Here is a 21,475-nt window from a genome sequence, read left to right as displayed (position 1 = left end):
TGGGGAGACCTGTCGCGGAGCGGTGGCTCCGCTCGGGCAGCCTCACCCCGCGAGCCGGATTCGCACCCTGACGGATGTCACGGGTCGCCCTCCGCCGCAGGGCGACCCGTCGTCCCGTCCTCAGCAGGCCCTCAGCCGGACGTCAGCGGCTGAGCATCCGCCGGCCGGTCTCGACCTGGTCCCAGAGGGTGACGACGAGGACGCCGAGCACCGTCGCGACCCGCAGGTCGCGGCCGGCGGTGGCCCACCCGCCGTCGACGAGCGCCTCGACGAAGCCCGGGGCGAAGAGGCGGTCCGTCTGCGCCAGCCCGACGAGGAGCGCGGCCACGGCGACGTCGAGGGCGACACCGACGGCCACCGTCGGCCACGTCCACCGCCGGGCCCGGAAGGCGACGAGCGCGAGCGCGGCGTGGGCGGCCAGCAGCCCGAGGAGCAGCGGGAGCCATCCCGACCAGAGGGCCGGGTCGAGCACCGGCACGGCCTCGCCGCGCACGCGCACCGGCGAGCTCGTCCGCTGCCAGACGAGCGCGAGAGCCATGACGACGAGGGCGACGACCGAGAGCACCGTCTCCGACCGGCCCACCGAGCGCCGCGAGACCGGGGCCTCGGGCAGCTGGTCGGGCGTCCAGCCCATGACTCCTGTGTCGGGCTGCGTGCGCTCCAGGATCGCGAACACGAGCGTGGTCCAGAACACGACGTGGAACGCCGTGGTCAGCCCGGCGAGGGCGGCGCCGCCGAAGGCCGGGCCCACCCCGTCCGCCGCGACGTCGTCGGTGAACAGCCGCACGACGAGGGTGCCCACGGCCGCGAGCGGCACGACGACGGACACGAGCAGGACCACGAGCCGGCGCCACTCGGGGTAGACGGTCGGTCCGATGAGGTGCAGCGGCCGGCCGGAGTAGCCGGCGGCGAGGCGCATCGGGTCGCCGAGCTCGACGAGGACGGCGCGCTCGACCTCGTCGCGGTCGGCGGTGGGGCCGGCGTCCAGGCGGGCCTCGACCATGTCCTCGATCGTGCCGCGCAGCTCGCGGTCGACGTCGTCGCGCTGGTCCGGGGCGAGCTCGCGGACGGTGGCGGTGACGTAGCGGTCGGTCAGGGTTCCCATCGGGGGCTCCTCCGGTCGGACGGGTCAGGCGAGGTCGGAGATGGCGGCGTCGAGCGCGCGCCAGTCGGCGCGCAGGGCGGTGAGGACGTCCTCGCCGGCGGGGCTCGTGCGGTAGAACTTCCGCGGCCGGGACTCCTGCGTGTTCCACTCCGCCGTGAGCAGGCCCTGCTTCTCGAGCCGGCGCAGCAGCGGGTAGAGGGTGTTGGCGTCGACCTCGAAGCCCGAGCGCCCCAGGGTCTCCAGGAGCGCGTAGCCGTAGCCCGCCGTGCGCAGGCTGGCCAGGGCCGCGACGACGACGGTCCCCCGCCGCAGCTCCTGGAGGTGCCCGGCGAGCGCCGGGTCGTCGATCGAGGTCATGCCCAACACGATAGTGTGCGTCACACATCATCGTCAACGACACAGGTTTCCCGGGCGCCCACCCGGTCGGTCGCGCGGAGGTCAGTCGCCGTGGCGCGCGCGGATGGCGACGAGCTCGACGGCGTGCGCGTCGAGGGCGCGGTCCTCGGCGGACACCGGCTCCCACGTGGGGGTCGGCACCGCGTGACGGTCGGCATCGAGCCCGACGAGGATGGTCCGGCAGTACGTCGTGAGCTCCAGGGCGCCGGCACCCTCGGCGGGGTCGCCGGAGCGCACGTGGACGCCGACGTGCATCGAGGTGCGGCCGGTGTGGAGCAGCCGGGCCTCGACCTCGACGAGGTGGCCGATCCGCAGGGGCCGGTAGAACCGCACTCCCCCGGTGAAGATCGCGACGTTGCCCGCGCTGCCCGTCCACTGCGTCGCGAGGACGTGGGCCGCCTCGTCGATCCAGCGCATGACGATGCCGCCGTGCACCTTGCCGCCCCAGTTGACGTCCGTGGGCGCGGCGAGGAAGCGCAGCGTGACCCGGGGCGCCGTGCCGGCGTCGGAGTACACCTGGCCGGCCATCGCCGCCTCCACCTCGGCGCGCACGTCGGCGCGCCGCAGCGCCCACGCGCGCGCGAGGTCGTCGGCCGTCGTGCGCGGCACGAGCTCGGGCACCGGCGTCGAGCGGCCCTCGCCGTCGACCGCCACGAAGACGATGAGGCAGCGCGTGGCCGGCTCGAGGCTGCGGGTGCGGGGTCCGCCCGAGGCGACGTCGACGCTGATGTGCATCGAGCTGCGCCCGGTGTGCACGACGCGGGCCGTCACCTCGACGAGGTCCCCGACCTCGACCGGGCGCGTGAAGCGGACGTTGCCGACGTACGCGGTGACGCAGTAGGTGCCGCTCCAGCCGGCGGCCGCGGCGTATCCCGCCTTGTCGATCCACTCGAGCACCCGGCCGGCGCTCACCGACCCCGAGTGCCCGGCGTCCGTCGGCGCCGCGAGGAAGCGCAGGGTGATCTCGGCGGGCGGGCTGGGTCGGTCGTCCACGGCGTCATCCTGACAGCCGGGCGCGGCGCGCGTCAGCCGGCGACCACGGACGGCAGACTGCCGCCCATGGAGTTCACGACGGAGCTGGAGGCCACCGGCGGGACGACGACCGGGTTCGTCGTCCCCGACGAGGTCGTCGAGGCGCTCGGCGGCGGCCGCCGGCCCAAGGTCGCGGCGAGCGTCGCGGGCCACACCTGGCGCACGAGCATCGCCGCGATGGGTGGGCGCTTCCTCCTCGGCGCGAGCGCCGCGGTGCGGGAGGCGGCGGGCATCGCGGCCGGTGAGACCCACACGGTCACGGTCGTCCTCGACGACGCGCCGCGCACGGTCGAGGTGCCCGAGGACCTGGCCGCCGCGCTGGCCGCCGACGCCGACGCGGCGCGCGCCTGGGAGGCGCTGACGTACAGCGCCCAGCGCCGGCACGCCGAGGCCGTCCTCGCGGCGAAGAAGCCCGAGACCCGCGCCCGGCGCGTCGAGTCGGTCGTGGCCAGCCTGCACCCCTGACCGACCGCGCCCCCTCGGCACGTGCGGGGTTATCGCTGTCCGATCCGGCACCAGGCCTCGACAAGCCCGCACGTGCGGGGTTATCGCTGTCCGATCCGGCGCCAGGCCTCGACAAGCCCGCACGTGCGGGGTTATCGCTGTCCGATCCGGCACCAGGCCTCGACAAGCCCGCACGTGCGGGGTCCCTGGTTTGCTCCCAGCTAGCCCGGACTTTCCGCGTCGTCACCGTGGTGACTCGGAACCTCACGCGTGTCGCGGATGCATCCACGCCCTGACGGACGATCCGCGCCGTCACCGTGACGACGCGGATCCTCCCGGTCAGTGGGTGTGCGCGGCCTCGGTCATCCGCTCGCGGCCGGAGCCGAGGACGGTCAGCGGCAGGAGCGTCTTGCCGGTCGGGCCGATCTCGATCTCGGTGTTCATCTGCGGGCAGACGCCGCAGTCGAAGCACGGCGTCCAGCGGCAGTCCTCGACCTCGACCTCGTCGACGGCGTCGAGCCAGTCCTGCCAGAGCCACTCCTTGTCGAGCCCGGAGTCGATGTGGTCCCACGGCAGGACCTCGGCCTCCTCGCGCTCGCGGGTCGTGTACCAGGCGAGGTCGACGCCCTGCGGGGGCAGCTCGGCCTCGGCGGCGGCCATCCACCGCTCGTACGAGAAGTGCTCCGACCAGCCGTCGAACCGGCCGCCGTCGCGCCACACGGCCTCGATGACCCGGCCGACCCGGCGGTCGCCGCGCGAGAGCAGGCCCTCGACGATGCCGGGCTTGCCGTCGTGGTACCGGAACCCGATCGAGCTGCCGTAGCGGCGGTCCGAGCGGATGGCGTCGCGCAGCTTCTGCAGGCGCGCGTCGGTCTCGTCGGCGCCGAGCTGGGCGGCCCACTGGAACGGGGTGTGCGGCTTGGGCACGAACCCGCCGATCGACACGGTGCAGCGGATGTCGCGGCGGCCGCTGACCTGCCGGCCGGTCTCGATGACCCGCTTGGCGAGCTCGGCGATCTGCAGGACGTCCTCGTCGGTCTCGGTCGGGAGGCCGCACATGAAGTAGAGCTTGACCTGCCGCCAGCCCGCGCCGTACGCGGCGGCGACGGTGCTGATGAGGTCGTCCTCGCTGACCATCTTGTTGATGACCTTGCGGATGCGCTCGGAGCCGCCCTCGGGGGCGAAGGTCAGGCCGGAGCGGCGACCGTTGCGGGTCAGCTCGTTCGCGAGGTCGATGTTGAACGCGTCGACGCGCGTGGACGGCAGCGAGAGACCGGTGTTCGTGCCCTCGTAGCGGTCGGCGAGGCCCTTGGTGACCTCCGCGATCTCGGAGTGGTCGGCGCTCGACAGCGACAGCAGCCCGACCTCCTCGAAGCCCGTCGCCGCGAGCCCGCGCTCGACCATCTCGCCGATGCCGGTGATGGAGCGCTCGCGCACGGGGCGGGTGATCATCCCGGCCTGGCAGAAGCGGCAGCCGCGGGTGCACCCGCGGAAGATCTCGACCGACATCCGCTCGTGCACCGACTCGGCGAGCGGCACGAGGGGCTGCTTCGGGTACGGCCAGGCGTCGAGGTCCATGACGGTGTGCTTCGACACGCGCCACGGCACGCCCGGCCGGTTGGGCGCGACGCGCTGGATGCGCCCGTCGGGCAGGTACGAGACGTCGTAGAAGCGTGGGACGTAGACGCCGCCGGTGCGCGCGAGGCGCATGAGCAGCTCGTCGCGGCCGCCCGGGCGGCCCTCGCGCTTCCAGCCGCCGATGATGTCGGTGACCGCGAGCACGGCCTCCTCGCCGTCGCCGACGACGGCGCAGTCGACGAAGTCGGCGACCGTCTCGGGGTTGAACGCGGCGTGGCCGCCGGCCAGCACGATCGGGTGGGTCTCGTCGCGGTCGGCAGCGTGCAGCGGGATCCCCGCGAGGTCGAGCGCGGTGAGCATGTTCGTGTAGCCGAGCTCGGTCGAGAACGACATCCCGAGGACGTCGAAGTCGCCGACCGGCCGGTGGGCGTCGACCGTGAACTGCGGCACGCCGTGCTCGCGCATCAGGGCCTCGAGGTCGGGCCAGACGGCGTAGGTGCGCTCGGCGAGGGCGTCCTCGCGCTCGTTGAGCACTTCGTAGAGGATCATGACGCCCTGGTTCGGCACCCCGACCTCGTACGCGTCGGGGTACATGAGGGCCCAGCGGACGGTCGCGTCGCCGGCGACCTCCCAGGGCTTGACCGTCGAGTTCAGCTCGCCCCCGACGTACTGGATGGGCTTGCTCACCTGCTCGAGCAGGGGCTCGAGGGCGGGGAAGACGGACTCACCGGGCATCCCCCAAGGGTAGGTCGGGCACGGGCACCACCCAAACCGGCGTCGCGACGGGTGTCGAGGGAGGGCCGGGCGTGCGAGGCTCGCCCCATGAGCGCAGAGCAGCACGTCGACCTCGTCGTCCTCGGTCTCGGCCCCGGGGGTGAGTCGGTCGCCACCGAGGCGGCGAAGGCCGGCCTGTCCGTCGTCGGTGTCGACGAGCGCCTCGTCGGCGGCGAGTGCCCGTACTACGGCTGCATCCCGAGCAAGATGATGATCCGCGCCGCCAACTCGCTCGCCGAGGCCCACCGCGTCGGCACGCTCGCCGGCTCGGCCACGACCTCGCCCGACTTCTCGGTCGTCGCGCGCCGCATCCGCGAGGAGGCCACCGACGACTGGGACGACACCGTCGCGGTGCAGCGCCTCGCGGACGCCGGCGTCACCTTCGTCCGCGGCCACGGGCGGCTCGCCGGTGAGGGCGTCGTCGAGGTCGGCGGCACCCGCTACGTCGCGAAGGTCGGGGTCGTCCTCAACACCGGCACCGCCCCGGCCGCCCCGCCGGTCGACGGCCTGGCCGGCACCCCGTACTGGACCAACCGCGAGGCGCTGCAGGCCACCGAGGCACCCGCCTCCCTCGTCGTCGTCGGCGGTGGGGCCATCGGCGCCGAGCTCGCGCAGGCGTTCGCCCGCTTCGGCAGCCGCGTCTCCCTCGTCGAGATGGCCCCGCGCATCCTCGCGCTCGAGGAGCCCGCGGCCTCCGAGGTCGTCGCCGGCTCGTTCGCCGCGGACGGCATCCAGGTGCTCGCCGGCGCCTCCGTCCGCTCGGTCGCGCACGCCGACGGCCGCTTCACGGTGGCGGTCACCGACGCCGGGGGCACCGACCTCGACCTCGACGCCGACCGGTTGCTCGTCGCCGCCGGCCGCCGCCCCAACCTCCACGACATCGGCCTCGAGACCGTCGGCCTCGACCCCGCGGCCCGCTCGCTCGAGACCGACGAGCGGATGCGCGCCGGCGAGAGGCTCTGGGCGATCGGCGACATCACCGGCCGGGGCGCCTTCACCCACATGTCGATGTACCAGGCCGGCATCGCGGTCCGCGACATCACCGGGACCGACGGCCCGTGGGCGAGCTACCACGCCGTCCCGCGCGTCACCTACACCGACCCCGAGGTGGGGGCCGTCGGGATGACCGAGCAGCAGGCGCGCGACGCGGGCGTCGACGTGCGCGTCGGGCGCGCCCCGCTCGGCGAGAGCTCGCGCGGGTGGATCCACGGCCCCGGCGGCGAGGGCGTCATCCTCCTGGTCGAGGACGCCGCGGCCGGTCACCTCGTCGGCGCGACGTCGGTCGGGCCCACCGGCGGCGAGGTCCTCTCGATGCTCGCGACGGCCGTCCACGCCAAGGTGCCGACGGCGGTGCTGCGCGAGCAGGTGCTCGCCTACCCGACCTTCCACCGCGCCGTCTCCACCGCGCTGGCCGACCTCGACGCCACCGACTGACCCCTCGGCCGGGGCCGGCGGTGACACACTGCCGCCGGAGCCGGACAGGAGGGGGACATGGAGACACCGAGCGACCAGCCCCCACCGGGCGACGAGGAACGCTTCCGGGCCGCCTTCGCGGCGTGGTACCCCGACGTCCTGCGCTTCGTCAGCCGCCGCGTCCACCCCACCCACGCCGAGGACGTCGTCGCCGAGACCTTCCTCGTCCTCTGGCGGCGCGTGGCGGAGCTGCCCACCGACCCCGGTGACGGGCGGGCCTGGGCCTTCGGGGTCGCTCGCGGCGTCCTGCTCAACGACCGCCGCGGGGTGCGCCGCCGGGAGGCCCTCGCCGTGCGCGTCGCCGACGAGGCCGAGGCCCACGGCGGGCTCGGCGGCCGCCCCGGCGAGGACCCGGACCTGCTCGCCCGCCGTCTCGACCTCGCCGCCGCCTGGCCGCGTCTCACGGCCGCCGACCAGGAGGTGCTGGCCCTCGCCTACTGGGACGACCTGACCTCCCCCGAGGCCGCACGCGTCCTCGGCATCTCGCCCGTCGCCTTCCGGCTGCGCCTGACCCGCGCCCGTCGCGCCCTGCGCCGCCACCTCGACCTCGTCGGGGCCACCGCCGCCCCCGCCCACCCCGTCCCCGAAGGGAGCCCGTCATGAGCCGCACCGACCTCGACGCCACGACCCGCGCCGCGCTGACCGCCCTCGACCCCGCCCCGCGTGACCTCGACGACGGCCAGCGCGCCCGCGCCGCCGCCACCCTCGAGCGGGTGCTCGCCGCTCCCCCGGCGCCGTCGGCGGCTCCCGCTCCCCCGGCGCGGCGCCGGCCCACCGGCCGACGGCTCGCGCTGACCGGGGTCGCCGCCGCCGCGACCGCCGTCGTCGGGGTCGTCGGCGTGCAGGTGCTGGACGGTGGCGACACCGCCTACGCCACGTGGACCGCCACGCCGCACCGCCCGACGACGCCCGAGCAGCTGGCCGCCACCGACGAGTGCCGCGACTCCCTCACCGACACCCTGCGGGGGGACGGCCTCGACCCGACGGGCTTGAGCCGCAGCACGATCGAGCGCGCGGGCGCCGTCCTCACCGAGCAGCGTGGCGCCTGGACGCTCGTCGTCCTCGGCGACGACCGGGGCTTCGACGCGACGTGCATCACCGAGGACGCCGGCCTGCTCGGCGGCAGCGCGTTCGGCTCGATGGGGTACGCCACCGACGCACCGGCCCTCGGCGACCGCGACGTCCTGGTGACGAGCGGCGGCTCCGGCGGCTCCTCCGACCGGATGGTCTCGGTCCTCGTCGGCCTCGTCGGCCCCGAGGTCGCCGCCGTCACCGTCCACACCCCCGAGCACGGGGACGTCGTCGCGACCGTCGCCGACGGGCACCTCGCGGCGTGGTGGCCGGGCCCGGTCGGCGTCGGTCCGGACGACCCGTCGCTCGACACGACCCCGCCGGCCACGGTCACCTACACCGACGGCACGCGCCGCGAGGTGCGCCTCGGTGTCGGTGACCGCGGCTGAGCGCGGGCCTCAGCCCGTGTAGTGGCCGTCGAGGACGTCCTTGTACCGCTCGGCGACGACCTTGCGCTTGAGCTTGAGGCTCGGCGTCAGCTCGCCCTGCTCGACGGTGAGGTCGTTCTCGAGGATGGTGAACTTCTTGACCTGCTCCCACCGGTTGAGGCCGGCGTTGAGCTGGTCGACGTAGCCCTGGACCATCTCGCGGCACGCGTCGGAGGTGACGACGTCGCGGTACGAGGCGCCCTCCATCCCGTGCTGCGCGGCCCAGCCGGCCATCGCGTCGGGGTCGAGGGTGATGAGCGCGGAGACGAAGTTGCGGTCGGCGCCGTGGACGATGAGCTGGCTCGCGTAGGGGCACAGGCCCTTGAAGGTCGACTCGATCATCGACGGGGCGACGTACTTGCCGCCGCTCGTCTTGAAGAGGTCCTTCTTGCGGTCGGTGATCCGCAGGAAGCCGCGCTCGTCGAGCTCGCCGATGTCGCCGGTGTGCAGCCAGCCCTCGCCGTCGATCGTCTCGGCGGTCGCGTCGGGGTTGTTGTGGTACCCCTCCATGTTGCCCGGGCCGCGCAGGAGCACCTCGCCGTCCTCGGCGATGCGCACCTCGATGCCCGGCAGCGGCCAGCCGACCGTGCCGTAGCGGTAGGCCCGGGTGCGGTTGACGAACGACGCGGCGCTCGTCTCGGTCATCCCGTAGCCCTCGGCGATGAGCATCCCCATCGCGTCGAACCAGCGCGCGACGTCCTGGTTGAGGGCCGCGGAGCCCGAGATGAAGAAGCGGATGTTGCCGCCGAAGCGCTCGCGGATCTTGCTCGCGACGAGCTTGTCGAGGACGGCGTGCTTGCGGGCGAGCAGACCGGAGGGGGCCTTGCCCTGCTCGCGCAGCACGCTCACCTCGCGGCCGGTCGCGGACGCCGCCTTGAAGAGCGTGAGCTTGAGGCCGCCCTCGGCCTCCATCATCATCTGGATCCGCGCGTACGCCTTCTCGAAGATGCGCGGCGCGGCTCCCATGAAGGTCGGCTTGACGACCGCGAGGTTGTCGACGATCTTGTCGATCCGCCCGTCGATGGCCGTCGCGAAGCCGATCTGCAGCGGCAGGGTCAGCAGGTTCTTGCCGAAGACGTGCGCGAGCGGCAGCCAGAGGTACTGCACGTCGTCCTCGGTGAGGATGTCGATGGCCTCGGTCGCGGCGCCCTCGTAGGTCCAGGCGCTGTGCAGCAGCCGCACGCCCTTGGGCCGCCCGGTCGTGCCGGAGGTGTAGATGATCGTCGCGAGCCTTTCCGGCGTCAGGGCGTCGATGCGCGCGTCGACCGCGCCGGGGTCGCCCTGGAGGTACTCGCGGCCGAGCTGGCGCAGCTCGTCGAAGGTCAGCGTCCAGTCGTCGCCGTCGGGGCGGCCCTCCATGAGCACCACCCGCCCGACGCCCGGCGTGCGCTCGCGGACCGAGCGCAGCTTCTCGAGCTGCTCCGCGCTCTCGGCGAACACGACCCGCGTACCGGAGTCGGCGAGGATGAACGCGACGTCGTCGGCGATCGTCGTCGGGTAAATGGTCGTCGTCGCCGCGCCGGCCACCATGACCGCGAGGTCGGCGAGCGCCCACTCGTAGCGGGTGCCCGAGGCGATGGCGACCCGGTCCTCGGGGTCGACGCCGAGGGCGACGAGACCGGCGCCGAGCTCGCGGACGACGACGTCGAGCTCGCGCCACGACGTGGTCACCCACTCGTCCCCCGCGTCGGAGACCTTCGCGTGGAGGAAGGCCGGGCGGTCGCCGGAGGCGACGACCCGGTCGCGGAAGAGGTGCGCGACGCTCGTGGCCCGGTGCTCGAGGACGGAGTGGTCCACGGGCTCGTCGGCGGGGCTGTGGATCTGGGGGGTCACCCGGTGCATGGTGCATCGTCCTCGGCATCGGTGGCGTGGTCGCAGAATCCTGTCACACGAGACGCCCGGAGGGAACGGATCCGGTTACCCGTCGGTCACTTCTCGGTCACGGTCAGCGCGAGCCGGCCCGCGCGGCGTCGACGAGCCCGACGGCCAGCCACGAGGCGAGCATCGAGGAGCCGCCGTAGGACACGAACGGCAGCGGCAGCCCGGTGACCGGCAGGAGGCCGAGGTTCATGCCGACGTTCTGGACGACCTGGACGGCGAGCCACGTCGCGACGCCGACCCCGACGAGGCGGGCGAACGGCTCCTCGCAGCGGGCGGCGACGACGAGCACCCGGACGACGAGCACCCCGAGGAGGGCGACGAGGCCGGCGGCCCCGACGAACCCCAGCTCCTCCCCCGCGACCGAGAAGACGAAGTCGTTCAGCTGGAAGGGCACGAACCCGCCCTGGGTGCGCGGCCCTTCCATGAACCCCTGCCCCCAGAGGCCGCCGCCGGCGACGGCCACGCGCACCTGGCCCACCTGGTAGCCGGCGCCCAGCGGGTCCGCCGAGGGGTCGAGGAAGGTGAGCAGGCGCGCCCGCTGGTACCCCGACAGCACCGGCGTCGTCCACGCGAGGACGCCGACCCCGACGGCCGCCGCGGCGAGCAGCGCGACCCAGCGCAGCCGCAGCCCGGCGACGACGACCACGACGACCCCCACCGCGACGAGCACGACCGCGCTGCCGAGGTCGGGCTGGAGCGCGACGAGCCCGGTCGGCACGGCGAGGGCGAGCGCGGCGAGCAGCACCTCGCGCCCGCCGGGAGGCGCCCCGCGCGAGGGCCAAGGGGTGAGGACGGCCGCGAGCGCGAGCACGAGCCCGACCTTGGCGAGCTCGGCCGGCTGGAGGGTGAAGCCGCCGACGAGCGGGATCCACGACCGGGCGCCGTTGACGGTCGTCCCGAGCGGCGTCGGCACGAGCAGGAGCAGCACGACGCCCAGGGCCCACGCCCACGGCGCCGCGACCCGCAGCCGTCCCCGGCCGGCGCGCGCGACGAGCACCGCGAGCGCCATCCCGAGCGCGGCGGTCACGAGGTGGCGCACGAGGTAGGCCGACCCGGCGGTGCGCACGGTGGCCGACCAGACGAGCAGCGCCCCGACGAGCGAGGCGCCCCCGGCGGCGACGAACAGCCCGACGTCGTGCCCGGGCGACCCCCCGGCGCGACGGGCGAGGGGGCTCCCGGTCAGGCCGGCACGATGTGGGCGAGGACCTCGCGGCACCGCTCGACGTCCCCCGCCATCGCGTCCTTGAGCTCCTCGACGCTCTCGAAGCGCAGCGTCGGGCGGATGTGCTCGACGAACTCGACCATGACGGTCTCGTCGTAGAGGTCGAGGTCGTCGCGGTCGAGGACGTAGGCCTCGACCGTGCGCCGGTCGCTCGTGTCGAACGTCGGGTTGGTGCCGACGCTCACGGCGGCCGGCATCGTGCGGTCCGGGGCGTCGTCCGGCGCGTCGAGGCGGGTCAGCCAGCCGGCGTACACACCCTCGGCCGGCACGAGGCCGAGCGACTCGGGCGAGAGGTTCGCGGTCGGGTAGCCGAGGCCGCGACCCCGGTGGTTGCCGTGGACGACGGCGCCGACCACCCGGTGCGGCCGGCCGAGGATGCGGGCGGCCTCGCCGACGCGCCCCTCGCCGAGCTCGCGCCGGATGACGGTCGAGCTGTAGCGCTCGCCGTCGCCGACGTCGTCGAGGGCGATGACCTCGAAGCCGAACTGCTCGCCGAGGTCGACGAGGGTGCCGACGTCGCCGGAGTTGCGGTAGCCGAAGCGGGTGTCCATCCCGACGACGACGCAGCGGGCGTCGAGGCCGCGGACGAAGACCGAGCGCACGAAGTCCTCGGGGGTCTGCTGGGCGAACTCGGTCGTGAAGTCGAGGACGAGCAGGCCGTCGACGCCCGTGTCGGCGAGGAGGTCGTCACGGACCCGGCCGGGGGCGATGAGCTCGGGGGCGCGGTCCGGGTGCAGGACGGCGACGGGGTGCGGGTCGAAGGTGATCGCGACCGCGGGCAGGCCCAGCCGGGCCCCGGCCTCGACGAGCGCCGTGAGGACCGCCTTGTGGCCGCGGTGCACGCCGTCGAAGTTGCCGAGCGTGAGCACGCAGGGGCGCAGGGCCTCGGGCGTGGCGGCGGGGTCGCTCCATCGGTGCACGGACGACACTCTACGAACTCGCGGGGGCGAACGTGACCAGGGACCGCGCGGTGGCGCGCTCCTCGTCGAGCAGCGCGACGAGCGTGCCGTCCGGCGCGAAGGCGGCGACCGGGCCGGTGCGCCCCGCGGCGGCCGAGGGGATGCGCTGGCCGTACCCGAGCGCGCGGGCCTCGTCGGCCGCCAGCGCCCGCGACGCGAAGGCCGCCCGGGCGGCGTCGGCCAGCGGGAGCACCGGCATCGGCTCGCCCTGGCGGGCCTCGAGGTCGGCGAGCGGGTGGGCGTGCTCGAGGGTGAAGCCCCCGACGCGCGTGCGGCGCAGCGCGGTGAGGTGGGCGGCGCTGCCGACGGCCGCGCCGAGGTCGCGGGCCAGCGCCCTGACGTAGGTGCCGGACGAGACCGTCACCTCGACGTCGAGGTCGAGCACCGCGGTGCCGTCGACGGCGGTGGCGGGCCGGGAGGCGACGACGACGAAGCGCGGCACCGTGACCGGGCGGGCCGGGAGCTGCACGTCCTCGCCGGAGCGCACCCGGTGGTAGGAGCGCTGCCCGTCGACCTTGATGGCGCTGACGGCGCTCGGCACCTGCTGGATGGCACCGGTGAGCCCGGCGACGGCGGCCTGGAGCGCGGCGGGGTCGACGTCCGCGACCCCCGGTGCGCTCGTCACCTCGCCCTCGGCGTCGTCGGTCAGCGTGCCCTGGCCGACGCGGACCGTGGCGGTGTAGTCCTTCTCGGCCCCGACGAGGAAGGTCAGCAGCCGCGTGGCGCGGCCGACCCCGAGGACGAGCACGCCGGTGGCGATCGGGTCGAGGGTGCCGGCGTGGCCGACCTTGCGGGTGGCGCACAGGCGCCGGCTGCGGGCCACGACGTCGTGGCTCGTCCAGTCCTGCGGCTTGTCGACGACGAGCAGGCCGTCGGGCGCGGGCTCAGCGCTCGGCGGCACCCGGCGCCTCGTCCCGCGGCTCCTCGCCGTCGGCGTCGTCGTCGTCCTCGTCGTCCTCGTGGTCCTTGCGGTACGGGTCGGCCTCGCCGGCGTACGTCGCGGCGGCGGCCGCGGCGGCGACCTTCGCGTCGCGCTCGCGGGCCTCCTGGAGCAGCTCCTCGAGGTGCGCGGCCGTCTCGGGGATGGCGTCGGCGATCCACTCGAGGGTCGGGGTGAGCCGGATGCCGAGCTGGCGGCCGACGAACGAGCGCAGGCGGCCCTTGCTCTCCTCGAGGAGGCGGGCCGTGGTCTCGCGCTGCGCCTCGTCGCCGAAGACGGTGTAGAAGAGCGAGGCGTGCTGGAGGTCGCCGGTCACCCGGACGTCGGTGACGGTGACGAACCCGAGGTCGGGGTCCTTGACGATGGACTCGAGGTTCGCGGCGGTCACCGTCTTGATGCGGTCGGCGACCTTGCGGGCGCGTGCTTCGTCGGCCACGGCTCCTCCTCAGGCTCGATGGGGTTCTGGGGCCCCTCGCAGGGCGTCCCCAACCCTAGTGACCCCGGACGGCGCCGACCGCCTCGGGGCTACCATCGTCGGCATGGCGACCGCAGGGACCCCGGTGGTGCGTGCCGCGCGCGCGGCCACCGCCACCCTTGCGGTCCTCGGGGTCTCCGCCGGGGCCCACCAGCTGGGCGGCGGCCAAGCTCCCGGCGCGGCCGCGTTCGTGGTCCTCGCCCTCGTCCTCGGCCCGGCCCTCTGGGTCGTCGCCGGGCGGCGGTTGACGGCGGCCGGCGTGCTCGCCGTGCTCGCATCCTCCCAGGTCGTCGTCCACCTCGGGCTGCTGTCGATGGCCCCCGGGCACGGCACCGCGTCCGCCGCGCACCTGCACGGGGAGGTCCTCGCGGTCCCGGGCTCGGCGATGCCCCCGATGACCCACCTCGAGCCGCGGATGCTCCTCGCCCACGTGGCGGCGACCCTCGCGCTGACCCTGCTGCTCTCCCGGGCCGAGGACGCGCTCTGGCACGTCCTCTCGGCGCTGCTGCCCCCGGCGGCCGCGCCCCTGCGCTCCCCCCTCGTCCCGCGGCTCGCGGTGCCCGTCGCGGTCGTCCGGCCGCTCGGGCGCTCGCCGCGTCCCGTGGGCGGCCGGGCGCCACCTCTCGGCCTCTGCTGAGCCGGCTCGCCCCATCCCCCGGGCCGGCTCCGGGCCCCGTCGGTGCGCACCCGTTCCGGCCGGCCCGTCACCACCGCCACCCGACGAGCCCGACCGGGCGCGCCTGCGCGCGCCCGCCGCCAGGAAGCGACACCACGACCATGTCCCGAACCCTCTCCGCGACCCGCCGGGTCGCCCTCACCACGCTGCTCGCCGCACTCACCCTCGGGGTGGCCGGCTGCGGCACCGACACCGCCGGCGACGCCGGCACCTCCTCCCCCACCGCGACCCCGCTCACCGTCGAGGACGGCTGGGTCAAGGCCGTCGACGCGGCCGAGATGTCGCCGATGGCGTCGGTGTCACCGTCCGCGTCGGCCTCCCCGATGGACATGTCCTCCGCGAGCCCCTCCGGCGGCATGGACGGCATGGACGGCATGGACATGTCGATGCCGATGACGGCCATGTTCGGCACGCTGAGGAACACGAGCGGCACGGCCCTGACCGTCACCGGGGGCAGCTCGCCCCTCGCCGGGAAGGTCGAGCTCCACGAGACGGTGAAGACCGACAGCGGCAGCATGCAGATGCAGCAGAAGCAGGGCGGCTTCACGATCCCGGCCGGTGGGTCGTTCCTGCTCCAGCCGGGTGCGAACCACGTGATGCTCATGGACCTCACCGGGCCGGTGCCCAACGGCTCGCAGGCCACCCTGACGTTGACGACGTCGGCCGGTGACGTGACCCTCACCGTGCCGGTGCGCGCCTTCTCCGGCGCCGAGGAGTCCTACGCGCCCTCCCCCGCCGCGTCGTGACCGACGGGTCCGGGACCATCGACGGTCCCGGGGGCGCACGACCGCGCCGCCGGGCCGTCCTCCTCTCCGGGCTCGCGGGAGCCGGCGCCGGTGTCGTCACCGGCGCCGGCGCCGCCGTGGCGCGCGAGCGCGCGACGCCGGCGGTCGACGACCGCCTCGTCCGGGCCCGCGCCGTGGCGCGCGGGTTCCGCGGCACGCACCAGGCCGGCATCCTCGAGGCCCCACCGCCGTACGCCTCCTTCGTCGCGCTCGACCTGCTGCCCGGCACCGACCGCGGCGCCGTCCAGCGCCTCCTCACGGTCTGGACCGACGACGTCGAGCGGCTCGTCGGGGGCCGGGGTCCGCTGACCGACCTCGAGCCCGAGCTCGCGGCCGTCCCCGCCTCGCTCACCGTGACCGTCGGGGTCGGCCCGCGGGTCGTCCGCCTCGCCGGGGCGACGGTCCCCTCGTGGCTGGCTCCGCTGCCCGCCTTCCCCGAGATCGACCGGCTCGAGGACCGCTGGAGCGGCGGCGACCTCCTGCTCCAGGTGTGCGCCGCGAGCCCCACCACGGTCGCGCACGCCCAGCGCCGGCTGACGGCGGCGGTCGCCGACCTCGCCCGGGTGCGCTGGGTGCAGCGCGGTTTCCGCGAGCCGTTCGAGGGGCCGGGGCTGCCGATGCGCAACCTCCTCGGTCAGGTGGACGGCACGGTGCAGCCCGACGTCGCCGGTCTCGACGCCGGGCTGCTGTGGGTGGGTGACGACGGCCCCGCCTGGCTGCGCGGCGGCTCCTCGGTCGTCGTGCGGCGGATCAGCATGGACCTCGACGCCTGGGACCGGGCCGACCGGCTCTCACGCGAGAACGCGGTCGGCCGCCGGCTCGACACCGGGGGCCCGGTGACCGGCGGGGGCGTCGACGTGCCGGCCGACCTCACGGCCGTCGACGAGCTGGGCTTCCACCGCATCGACGACGCGGCCCACCTGCGCCGGGCGCACGCCACCGCGCCGCACGAGCGGTTCCTGCGTCGTCCGTACTCCTACGACGACGGCACCGGCGCGTCGAGCAGCACCGGGCTGGTCTTCGTCGCCTACCAGGCCGACCCGGTGCGCCAGCTCGTCCCGGTGCAGCGGCGGCTGGCCGAGATGGACCTGCTCAACCTCTGGACGACGCCGGTCGGCTCCGCCGTGTTCGCGGTCCTTCCCGGGGCGTCACCGGGCGAGCTGCTCGGGCAGGCGATGCTCGCCTGAGCCCGATGGGTCGAGAGACGAGAACATGCCGTGCACCCCGAGGGGTGCACGGCATGTTCTCGTCGCTCGTCGGCGATCAGGCGCGCGGCTTCTCCCGCATCTCGTAGGTGGTGATGAGGTCCTCGAGCTGGAGGTCGTTGTAGGACCCGAGGTTGATGCCGCACTCGAAGCCCTCGCGGACCTCGGTGACGTCGTCCTTGAACCGGCGCAGGCCGGCGATGTCGACGCCCTCGGCGACGACCACGCCGTTGCGCGTGATCCGGGCCTTGGTCCCACGACGGATCTCGCCGCTGCGGACGATGGAGCCGGCGATGTTGCCGAACTTGCTCGAGCGGAAGATCTCGCGGATCTGCGCCGAGCCGAGCTCGACCTCCTCGAACTCCGGCTTGAGCATGCCCTTGAGCGCCTGCTCGATCTCGTCGATCGCCTGGTAGATGACCGGGTAGTACCGGATCTCGACGCCCTCGCGCTCGGCGACCTCGGCGTTCTGGCCCTCGGCCCGCACGTTGAAGCCGATGATGATCGCGTTGGACGCCATCGCCAGGTTGATGTTGTTGAGCGTGATCGCGCCGACGCCGCGGTCGATGATCCGCAGGTCGACCTCCTCGCCCACGTCGATCTGGAGCAGGGCGTCCTCGAGCGCCTCGACCGAACCCGACACATCGCCCTTGAGGATGAGGTTGAGGGTGTCGACCTTGCCCGCCGCGAGGGCCTCGTTGAGGTCCTCGAGCGAGATGCGCTTGCGGGCCTTGGCCAGGCTGGCCTGGCGGTCGGCGGCCTCGCGCTTCTCGGCGATCTGGCGCGCGGTGCGGTCGTCGGGGGCGACGACGAAGGTGTCGCCGGCCCGCGGGACCGAGGAGAGCCCGAGCACCTGGACCGGACGCGACGGGGTCGCCTCCGCCAGGTTGTTGCCGTGCTCGTCGAGCATGGCGCGCACGCGGCCGTGGGCCGAGCCGGCGACGATGGCGTCACCGACGTTGAGCGTGCCGGACTGGATGAGGACGGTGGCCGTCGCACCGCGACCCTTGTCGAGGTTGGCCTCGATCGCGACGCCACGGGCGTCGCGGTCGGGGTTGGCCCGCAGGTCGAGCGCGGCGTCCGCGGTGAGCAGCACGGCCTCGAGGAGGCTGTCGATGTTCTGCCCCTGCTTCGCGGAGACGTCGACGAACATCGTCTCGCCGCCGTACTCCTCGGCGACGAGGTTGTACTCGGTCAGCTGCTGGCGGATCTTGCTCGGGTTCGCACCGTCGACGTCGATCTTGTTGACCGCGACGACGATCGGCACGTCGGCCGCCTGCATGTGGTTGAGCGCCTCGATGGTCTGCGGCATGACGCCGTCGTCCGCCGCCACCACGAGGATCGCGATGTCGGTGACCTTCGCACCACGGGCACGCATGGCGGTGAACGCCTCGTGACCCGGGGTGTCGATGAAGGTGATCGGACGGTCGACGCCCTCGTGCTCGCGGTGGATCTGGTAGGCACCGATGTGCTGGGTGATGCCACCGGCCTCGCCACCCGCGACGTCCTCGTTGCGGATCGCGTCGAGCAGGCGGGTCTTGCCGTGGTCGACGTGGCCGACGACGGTGACGACCGGCGGGCGGGCCTCGAGGTCGTCCTCCTCCTCGGAGTCGATCCCGAACTCCAGGTCGATGCTGAAGGAGTCGTAGAGCTCGCGCTCCTCCTCCTCCGGCGAGACCATCCGGATGTCGTAGCCGAGCTCGGTGCCGAGGACCTTGAAGGTGTCCTCGTCGAGGCTCTGCGTCGCCGTGGCCATCTCACCGAGGTGGAACAGCACGGTGACGAGCGCACCGGGGTTGGCGTTGATCTTGTCGGCGAAGTCGCTGATGCTCGCGCCCTGGCGGATCTGGATGACGGTCGTGCCGTCACCGCGGGGGACGCTGACGCCGCCGATCGACGGCGCCTGCATCTGCTCGAACTCGGCGCGCTTGGCGCGCTTGCTCTTGCGGGCCCGGCCCGGACGACCGCCACCGCGGCCGAACGCACCCTGGGTGCTGCCACGGCCACCGCGGCCACCGGGACCACCCGGACGGCCGGCGAAGCCGCCACCGCCACCGGGACGACCGGCGCCGCCGGGACCACCCGGACGGGCGCCGCCGCGGGCGGGACGCTCACCGGGACGGGCGACCGCGCTGCGGTCGGGCATCATGCCCGGGCTCGGGCGCGCACCACCGGCGGGGCGGGGACCGCCCGTGCCGGCCGGTGCCCCCGGGCGCGGGCCGCCGGGGCGGCTCTGCGGGCGGGGCATGCCCTGGCTCGGGGCGAACGGGTTGTTGCCCGGGCGCGGGGAGGGCTCGCGGCTGCGACCCATCCCCTGGCTCGGGGCGTAGGGGTTGTTGCCCGGGCGGGGACCCGACGGGCGGGGACCGGCCGGTCGCGGACCGGGGCTGCCACCCTCCCGCGCGGCCGGGGCCGCGGGGGTGGACGCCGCCGGAGCGGCCGGGGCCGGGGCCTTGGGCGCGGGGGCCTTCGGACCCGGGGTGGCCGGGGCGGCCGGCGCGGACGCCGCGGGGGCGGCCGGAGCCGGGGCGGCGGGAGCGGCCGGAGCCTTCGGACCCGGGGTCGCCGCGGCCGGGGCCGACGGCGCCTGCGGGGCGGAGGCGGCCGGCGCCGGGGACGCCGGAGCCGGGGCGGCGGGAGCCGCGGGGGCGGCCGGGGCCGGGGCAGCCGGGGCTGCGGGAGCGGCCGGAGCCGCCGGGGTCTTCGCGGCGGGGGCCTGGGGGGCCGGCGCCTTGGGGGCGGCCTTCGGGGCCGAGGCCTCGACGGGGAACCGCTCGTTGTAGCGCCGGACGACCGGTGCTTCGATCGTCGAGCTGGCGCTCTTGACGTACTCGCCCATCTCGTTGAGGCGCTCGAGGACGACCTTGCTGGTCTCCCCGCGCTCCTTCGCAAGTGCGCTCACACGGACTTTAGACACATCTCTCCTGTCCAGGTCCGTGCCGGGGCGGCGCGGACCGTCGTTACAGCTGGGGGGTGCTCATCGCTGAGGACTCATCGGGTGCTCATTGCGTTCAAACCCGCTTCCGGTTCTGTCGTGCTTCTGACGGTCACTCCTGCTCGAGGCCCTCGACCCAGGCCCGCACCTCGGTGGTGTCCGGGGCGGCACCGGCTCGCAGTGCCCGCCCGAACGCCCGCCGACGGACGGCGAGGTCGAGACACGAGACGCTCGGGTGCAGCCAGGCGCCGCGCCCCGGGCGACGGCGCCCGGGGTCGGGGAGGACCGCGAGGCCCTGCTCCGCCTGCCCGAGTACCACTCGCAGGAGTGCCGACCGGCTATCCGTCCCCCGGCACCCGATGCACGTCCGCACGGGTCCCGACGTCCGGAGTCCAGTCCGGTCGGTTCGCACCAGTCTACCGCCTACGCGGGCCCGGGCGTGTCGCCGGCACCCCGGGACCCCTCGCGGCCGGCGTCGGTGTCGGGCCGGATGTCGATGCGCCAGCCGGTCAGCTTCGCGGCGAGACGGGCGTTCTGGCCCTCGCGGCCGATGGCCAGCGAGAGCTGGTAGTCCGGCACGACGACGCGGGCGGCGCGCAGCGTCGGGTCGACGACCTCGACGGACTGGACGCGGGCCGGCGAGAGCGCGGAGGCGATGAACGCGCGGGAGTCCTTGCTCCAGTCGACGATGTCGATCTTCTCGCCCTGCAGCTCGGCCATGACGGCGCGCACGCGGGCGCCCATCGGGCCGATGCAGGCGCCCTTGGCGTTGAGGCCCGGGACGGTCGTGTGCACGGCGATCTTCGTCCGGTGGCCGGCCTCGCGGGCCAGGGCCGCGATCTCGACGCTGCCGTCGGCGATCTCGGGGACCTCGAGCGCGAAGAGCTTGCGGACGAGGTTGGGGTGGGTGCGCGAGAGGCCGATCTGCGGGCCGCGCGGGCCGCGCTTGACCGACACGACGAAGGTGCGCAGCCGCTGGCCGTGCTGGTAGGTCTCGCCGGGCACCTGCTCGGCGGCCGGGAGGATGCCCTCGACGGTGCCGAAGTCGACGAGGACGTGCTGCGGGTTGGCGCTCTGCTGGACGACGCCGGCGACGATGTCGCCCTCGCGGCCCTTGAAGTCGCCGAGGATCGCGTCGTCCTCGATGTCGCGCATCCGCTGGACGATGACCTGGCGGGCCGTCGAGGCCGCGACCCGGCCGAAGCCGGTCGGGGTGTCGTCGAACTCGGGGCCGAGCTCGCGGCGCGGGCGCGCGGGGTTGCCCTCCTCGTCGACCTCGCCCTCGGGCGCGGGGACCTCGAGGTCCTCGCGGGCCCAGATGACGACGTGGCCGGTCTTGCGGTCGAGCTCGGCGCGGGCGGTGCGGTAGTGGCCCTCGGTGCGCTGGTAGGCCAGCAGCAGGGCCTGCTCGATGGCGGGCACGATGATCTCGAGCGAGATCCCCCGCTCGCGCTCCAGGGCGCGCAGGGCGGCGAGGTCGATGTCCACGGGTCAGCTCTCCTTCGGGTCGTCGTCGCGGCGCGAGAACTCGACCTGCACGGCGGCGTGGTCGAGGTCGGGGTAGGCCTGCGTGACGGTGCGGGCGGGGGTCTTGGCGGTGGCGGGGACCTCGAGCGTGAGACCCGTGGCGTCGGCCGCGAGCAGCCGGCCGGTGGTCTCGCCGTCGGCGGTCCGGGTGGTGACGAGGCGGCCGACGTTGCGCAGGAAGTGGCGCGGGAGGGTGAGCGGGCGACCGACCCCGGGCGAGGAGACCTCGAGGGTGTAGGGCTGCTCGCCCATGGCGTCGCTGGCGTCGAGGGCGTCGCCGACGGCGCGGGTCGCGTCGGCGACCTCGTCGAGGGAGAGGGGCGGCGTGGGCTCGGTGACCCGGTCGACGCCACCGAGGTCGCGGTCGAGCAGGACGCGCACGACGCGGCGCTTGCCGGCCGGCGTGACGGTGACGTCCTCGAGGACGAGGCCGTGCCCGGCCAGGCCCTGCTCGAGGACGGGTCGGACGCTGTCCGCGGTGGCCATGACGCCGGTCTCCTCTCCCTGTGCAGTTCTCGTCCCGGCTCGCGCCGGGGTCACCACTCTAGGGCCCCGTGAGGCGTGCTCGC

General features: G+C 74.7%; 20 protein-coding genes. 7 read left to right on the top strand and 13 right to left on the bottom strand.

What is annotated here, in order from left to right:
- Nucleotides 1-142 precede the first annotated feature (142 nt).
- The 3 genes from HL663_RS10510 to HL663_RS10500 form a co-directional block, all read right to left on the bottom strand.
- Nucleotides 143-1,105: an HAAS signaling domain-containing protein gene (locus tag HL663_RS10510; protein WP_173028336.1), complete on the bottom strand. Its 963-nt coding sequence runs from the start codon at nt 1,103-1,105 to the stop codon at nt 143-145.
- A 24-nt stretch (nt 1,106-1,129) separates the two neighbouring features.
- The gene (locus HL663_RS10505) at nt 1,130-1,462 is read right to left on the bottom strand and encodes a PadR family transcriptional regulator (RefSeq protein WP_173028335.1); all 333 of its coding nucleotides are present in this window, start codon (nt 1,460-1,462) and stop codon (nt 1,130-1,132) included.
- Between the two features lie 81 nt (nt 1,463-1,543).
- Nucleotides 1,544-2,494 (bottom strand): acyl-CoA thioesterase, encoded by a 951-nt coding sequence (locus HL663_RS10500; RefSeq protein ID WP_173028334.1) that lies wholly within the window; start codon nt 2,492-2,494, stop codon nt 1,544-1,546.
- A gap of 66 nt (nt 2,495-2,560) precedes the next feature.
- On the opposite strand from HL663_RS10500, the gene HL663_RS10495 reads away from it, so the two are divergent.
- The gene (locus tag HL663_RS10495) at nt 2,561-2,998 is read left to right on the top strand and encodes a YdeI/OmpD-associated family protein (protein WP_173028333.1); all 438 of its coding nucleotides are present in this window, start codon (nt 2,561-2,563) and stop codon (nt 2,996-2,998) included.
- A gap of 318 nt (nt 2,999-3,316) precedes the next feature.
- On the opposite strand, the gene HL663_RS10490 is transcribed toward HL663_RS10495, so the two are convergent.
- Nucleotides 3,317-5,290 (bottom strand): TIGR03960 family B12-binding radical SAM protein, encoded by a 1,974-nt coding sequence (locus HL663_RS10490; RefSeq protein WP_173028332.1) that lies wholly within the window; start codon nt 5,288-5,290, stop codon nt 3,317-3,319.
- An 87-nt stretch (nt 5,291-5,377) separates the two neighbouring features.
- On the opposite strand from HL663_RS10490, the gene HL663_RS10485 reads away from it, so the two are divergent.
- From HL663_RS10485 to HL663_RS10475, 3 genes are read left to right on the top strand one after another with little or no spacing between them, the layout of a single operon-like run.
- Nucleotides 5,378-6,763, top strand: coding sequence for a dihydrolipoyl dehydrogenase family protein (locus HL663_RS10485; RefSeq protein WP_173028331.1), 1,386 nt, complete (start codon nt 5,378-5,380; stop codon nt 6,761-6,763).
- A 57-nt stretch (nt 6,764-6,820) separates the two neighbouring features.
- Nucleotides 6,821-7,405 (top strand): RNA polymerase sigma factor, encoded by a 585-nt coding sequence (locus HL663_RS10480; RefSeq protein ID WP_173028330.1) that lies wholly within the window; start codon nt 6,821-6,823, stop codon nt 7,403-7,405.
- Nucleotides 7,402-8,262, top strand: coding sequence for a hypothetical protein (locus HL663_RS10475; protein WP_173028329.1), 861 nt, complete (start codon nt 7,402-7,404; stop codon nt 8,260-8,262). The genes HL663_RS10480 and HL663_RS10475 overlap by 4 nt, the downstream gene beginning before the upstream one ends.
- Nucleotides 8,263-8,271: 9 nt before the next feature.
- Here the strand turns inward: HL663_RS10475 and HL663_RS10470 are convergent, their stop codons facing one another.
- From HL663_RS10470 to rbfA, 5 genes are all read right to left on the bottom strand, one after another.
- A complete protein-coding gene (locus tag HL663_RS10470; RefSeq protein WP_173028328.1) occupies nt 8,272-10,143 on the bottom strand; it encodes an AMP-dependent synthetase/ligase in 1,872 nt (623 codons plus the stop codon).
- A gap of 103 nt (nt 10,144-10,246) precedes the next feature.
- A complete protein-coding gene (locus HL663_RS10465) occupies nt 10,247-11,398 on the bottom strand; it encodes an FtsW/RodA/SpoVE family cell cycle protein (RefSeq protein ID WP_173028327.1) in 1,152 nt (383 codons plus the stop codon).
- Entirely contained in the window at nt 11,362-12,324 is a 963-nt protein-coding gene (locus HL663_RS10460) for a bifunctional riboflavin kinase/FAD synthetase (RefSeq protein WP_286175547.1), read from the bottom strand. The genes HL663_RS10465 and HL663_RS10460 overlap by 37 nt, the downstream gene beginning before the upstream one ends.
- A 10-nt stretch (nt 12,325-12,334) precedes the next feature.
- Nucleotides 12,335-13,264 (bottom strand): tRNA pseudouridine(55) synthase TruB, encoded by a 930-nt coding sequence (truB, locus tag HL663_RS10455; RefSeq protein ID WP_173028325.1) that lies wholly within the window; start codon nt 13,262-13,264, stop codon nt 12,335-12,337.
- Nucleotides 13,248-13,739: a 30S ribosome-binding factor RbfA gene (rbfA, locus tag HL663_RS10450; RefSeq protein ID WP_173028324.1), complete on the bottom strand. Its 492-nt coding sequence runs from the start codon at nt 13,737-13,739 to the stop codon at nt 13,248-13,250. Before rbfA ends, truB begins: the two co-directional genes overlap by 17 nt.
- A gap of 103 nt (nt 13,740-13,842) precedes the next feature.
- Here rbfA and HL663_RS10445 point away from each other — a divergent pair, with 103 nt between their 5' ends.
- The 3 genes from HL663_RS10445 (at nt 13,843) to HL663_RS10435 (ending at nt 16,426) form a co-directional block, all read left to right on the top strand.
- Nucleotides 13,843-14,415, top strand: coding sequence for a hypothetical protein (locus tag HL663_RS10445; RefSeq protein ID WP_173028323.1), 573 nt, complete (start codon nt 13,843-13,845; stop codon nt 14,413-14,415).
- Between the two features lie 140 nt (nt 14,416-14,555).
- The gene (locus HL663_RS10440; protein ID WP_173028322.1) at nt 14,556-15,200 is read left to right on the top strand and encodes a copper chaperone PCu(A)C; all 645 of its coding nucleotides are present in this window, start codon (nt 14,556-14,558) and stop codon (nt 15,198-15,200) included.
- Nucleotides 15,197-16,426, top strand: a complete 1,230-nt coding sequence (locus HL663_RS10435; RefSeq protein WP_286175546.1) for a Dyp-type peroxidase — start codon at nt 15,197-15,199, stop codon at nt 16,424-16,426. Before HL663_RS10440 ends, HL663_RS10435 begins: the two co-directional genes overlap by 4 nt.
- A gap of 76 nt (nt 16,427-16,502) precedes the next feature.
- On the opposite strand, the gene infB is transcribed toward HL663_RS10435, so the two are convergent.
- The 4 genes from infB to rimP all read right to left on the bottom strand — a co-directional run bounded on the left by infB (nt 16,503) and on the right by rimP (nt 21,392).
- Entirely contained in the window at nt 16,503-19,361 is a 2,859-nt protein-coding gene (infB, locus tag HL663_RS10430; protein ID WP_173028321.1) for a translation initiation factor IF-2, read from the bottom strand.
- A gap of 130 nt (nt 19,362-19,491) precedes the next feature.
- Nucleotides 19,492-19,698 (bottom strand): YlxR family protein, encoded by a 207-nt coding sequence (locus tag HL663_RS10425; protein ID WP_286175545.1) that lies wholly within the window; start codon nt 19,696-19,698, stop codon nt 19,492-19,494.
- 104 nt (nt 19,699-19,802) lie between these two features.
- Nucleotides 19,803-20,867: a transcription termination factor NusA gene (gene nusA, locus HL663_RS10420; RefSeq protein ID WP_173028319.1), complete on the bottom strand. Its 1,065-nt coding sequence runs from the start codon at nt 20,865-20,867 to the stop codon at nt 19,803-19,805.
- A gap of 3 nt (nt 20,868-20,870) precedes the next feature.
- On the bottom strand, nt 20,871-21,392 hold the full coding sequence (gene rimP / locus HL663_RS10415) for a ribosome maturation factor RimP (protein ID WP_173028318.1): 522 nt from the start codon (nt 21,390-21,392) through the stop codon (nt 20,871-20,873).
- Nucleotides 21,393-21,475: the final 83 nt, after the last annotated feature.

It is taken from the genome of Arthrobacter sp. NEB 688, assembly GCF_013201035.1.
GTDB lineage: Bacteria > Actinomycetota > Actinomycetes > Actinomycetales > Dermatophilaceae > Phycicoccus.
This window is presented reverse-complemented; position numbering and strand designations above follow the sequence as displayed.

Bases quoted from the DNA above. Each gene is read 5' to 3' on its own strand.
- HL663_RS10510 (WP_173028336.1), bottom strand. From the start codon at position 1,105: ATGGGAACCCTGACCGACCGCTACGTCACCGCCACCGTCCGCGAGCTC.
- HL663_RS10505 (WP_173028335.1), bottom strand. From the start codon at position 1,462: ATGACCTCGATCGACGACCCGGCGCTCGCCGGGCACCTCCAGGAGCTG.
- HL663_RS10495 (WP_173028333.1), top strand. From the start codon at position 2,561: ATGGAGTTCACGACGGAGCTGGAGGCCACCGGCGGGACGACGACCGGG.
- HL663_RS10490 (WP_173028332.1), bottom strand. From the start codon at position 5,290: ATGCCCGGTGAGTCCGTCTTCCCCGCCCTCGAGCCCCTGCTCGAGCAG.
- HL663_RS10485 (WP_173028331.1), top strand. From the start codon at position 5,378: ATGAGCGCAGAGCAGCACGTCGACCTCGTCGTCCTCGGTCTCGGCCCC.
- HL663_RS10480 (WP_173028330.1), top strand. From the start codon at position 6,821: ATGGAGACACCGAGCGACCAGCCCCCACCGGGCGACGAGGAACGCTTC.
- HL663_RS10475 (WP_173028329.1), top strand. From the start codon at position 7,402: ATGAGCCGCACCGACCTCGACGCCACGACCCGCGCCGCGCTGACCGCC.
- HL663_RS10470 (WP_173028328.1), bottom strand. From the start codon at position 10,143: ATGCACCGGGTGACCCCCCAGATCCACAGCCCCGCCGACGAGCCCGTG.
- HL663_RS10445 (WP_173028323.1), top strand. From the start codon at position 13,843: ATGGCGACCGCAGGGACCCCGGTGGTGCGTGCCGCGCGCGCGGCCACC.
- HL663_RS10440 (WP_173028322.1), top strand. From the start codon at position 14,556: ATGTCCCGAACCCTCTCCGCGACCCGCCGGGTCGCCCTCACCACGCTG.
- rimP (WP_173028318.1), bottom strand. From the start codon at position 21,392: ATGGCCACCGCGGACAGCGTCCGACCCGTCCTCGAGCAGGGCCTGGCC.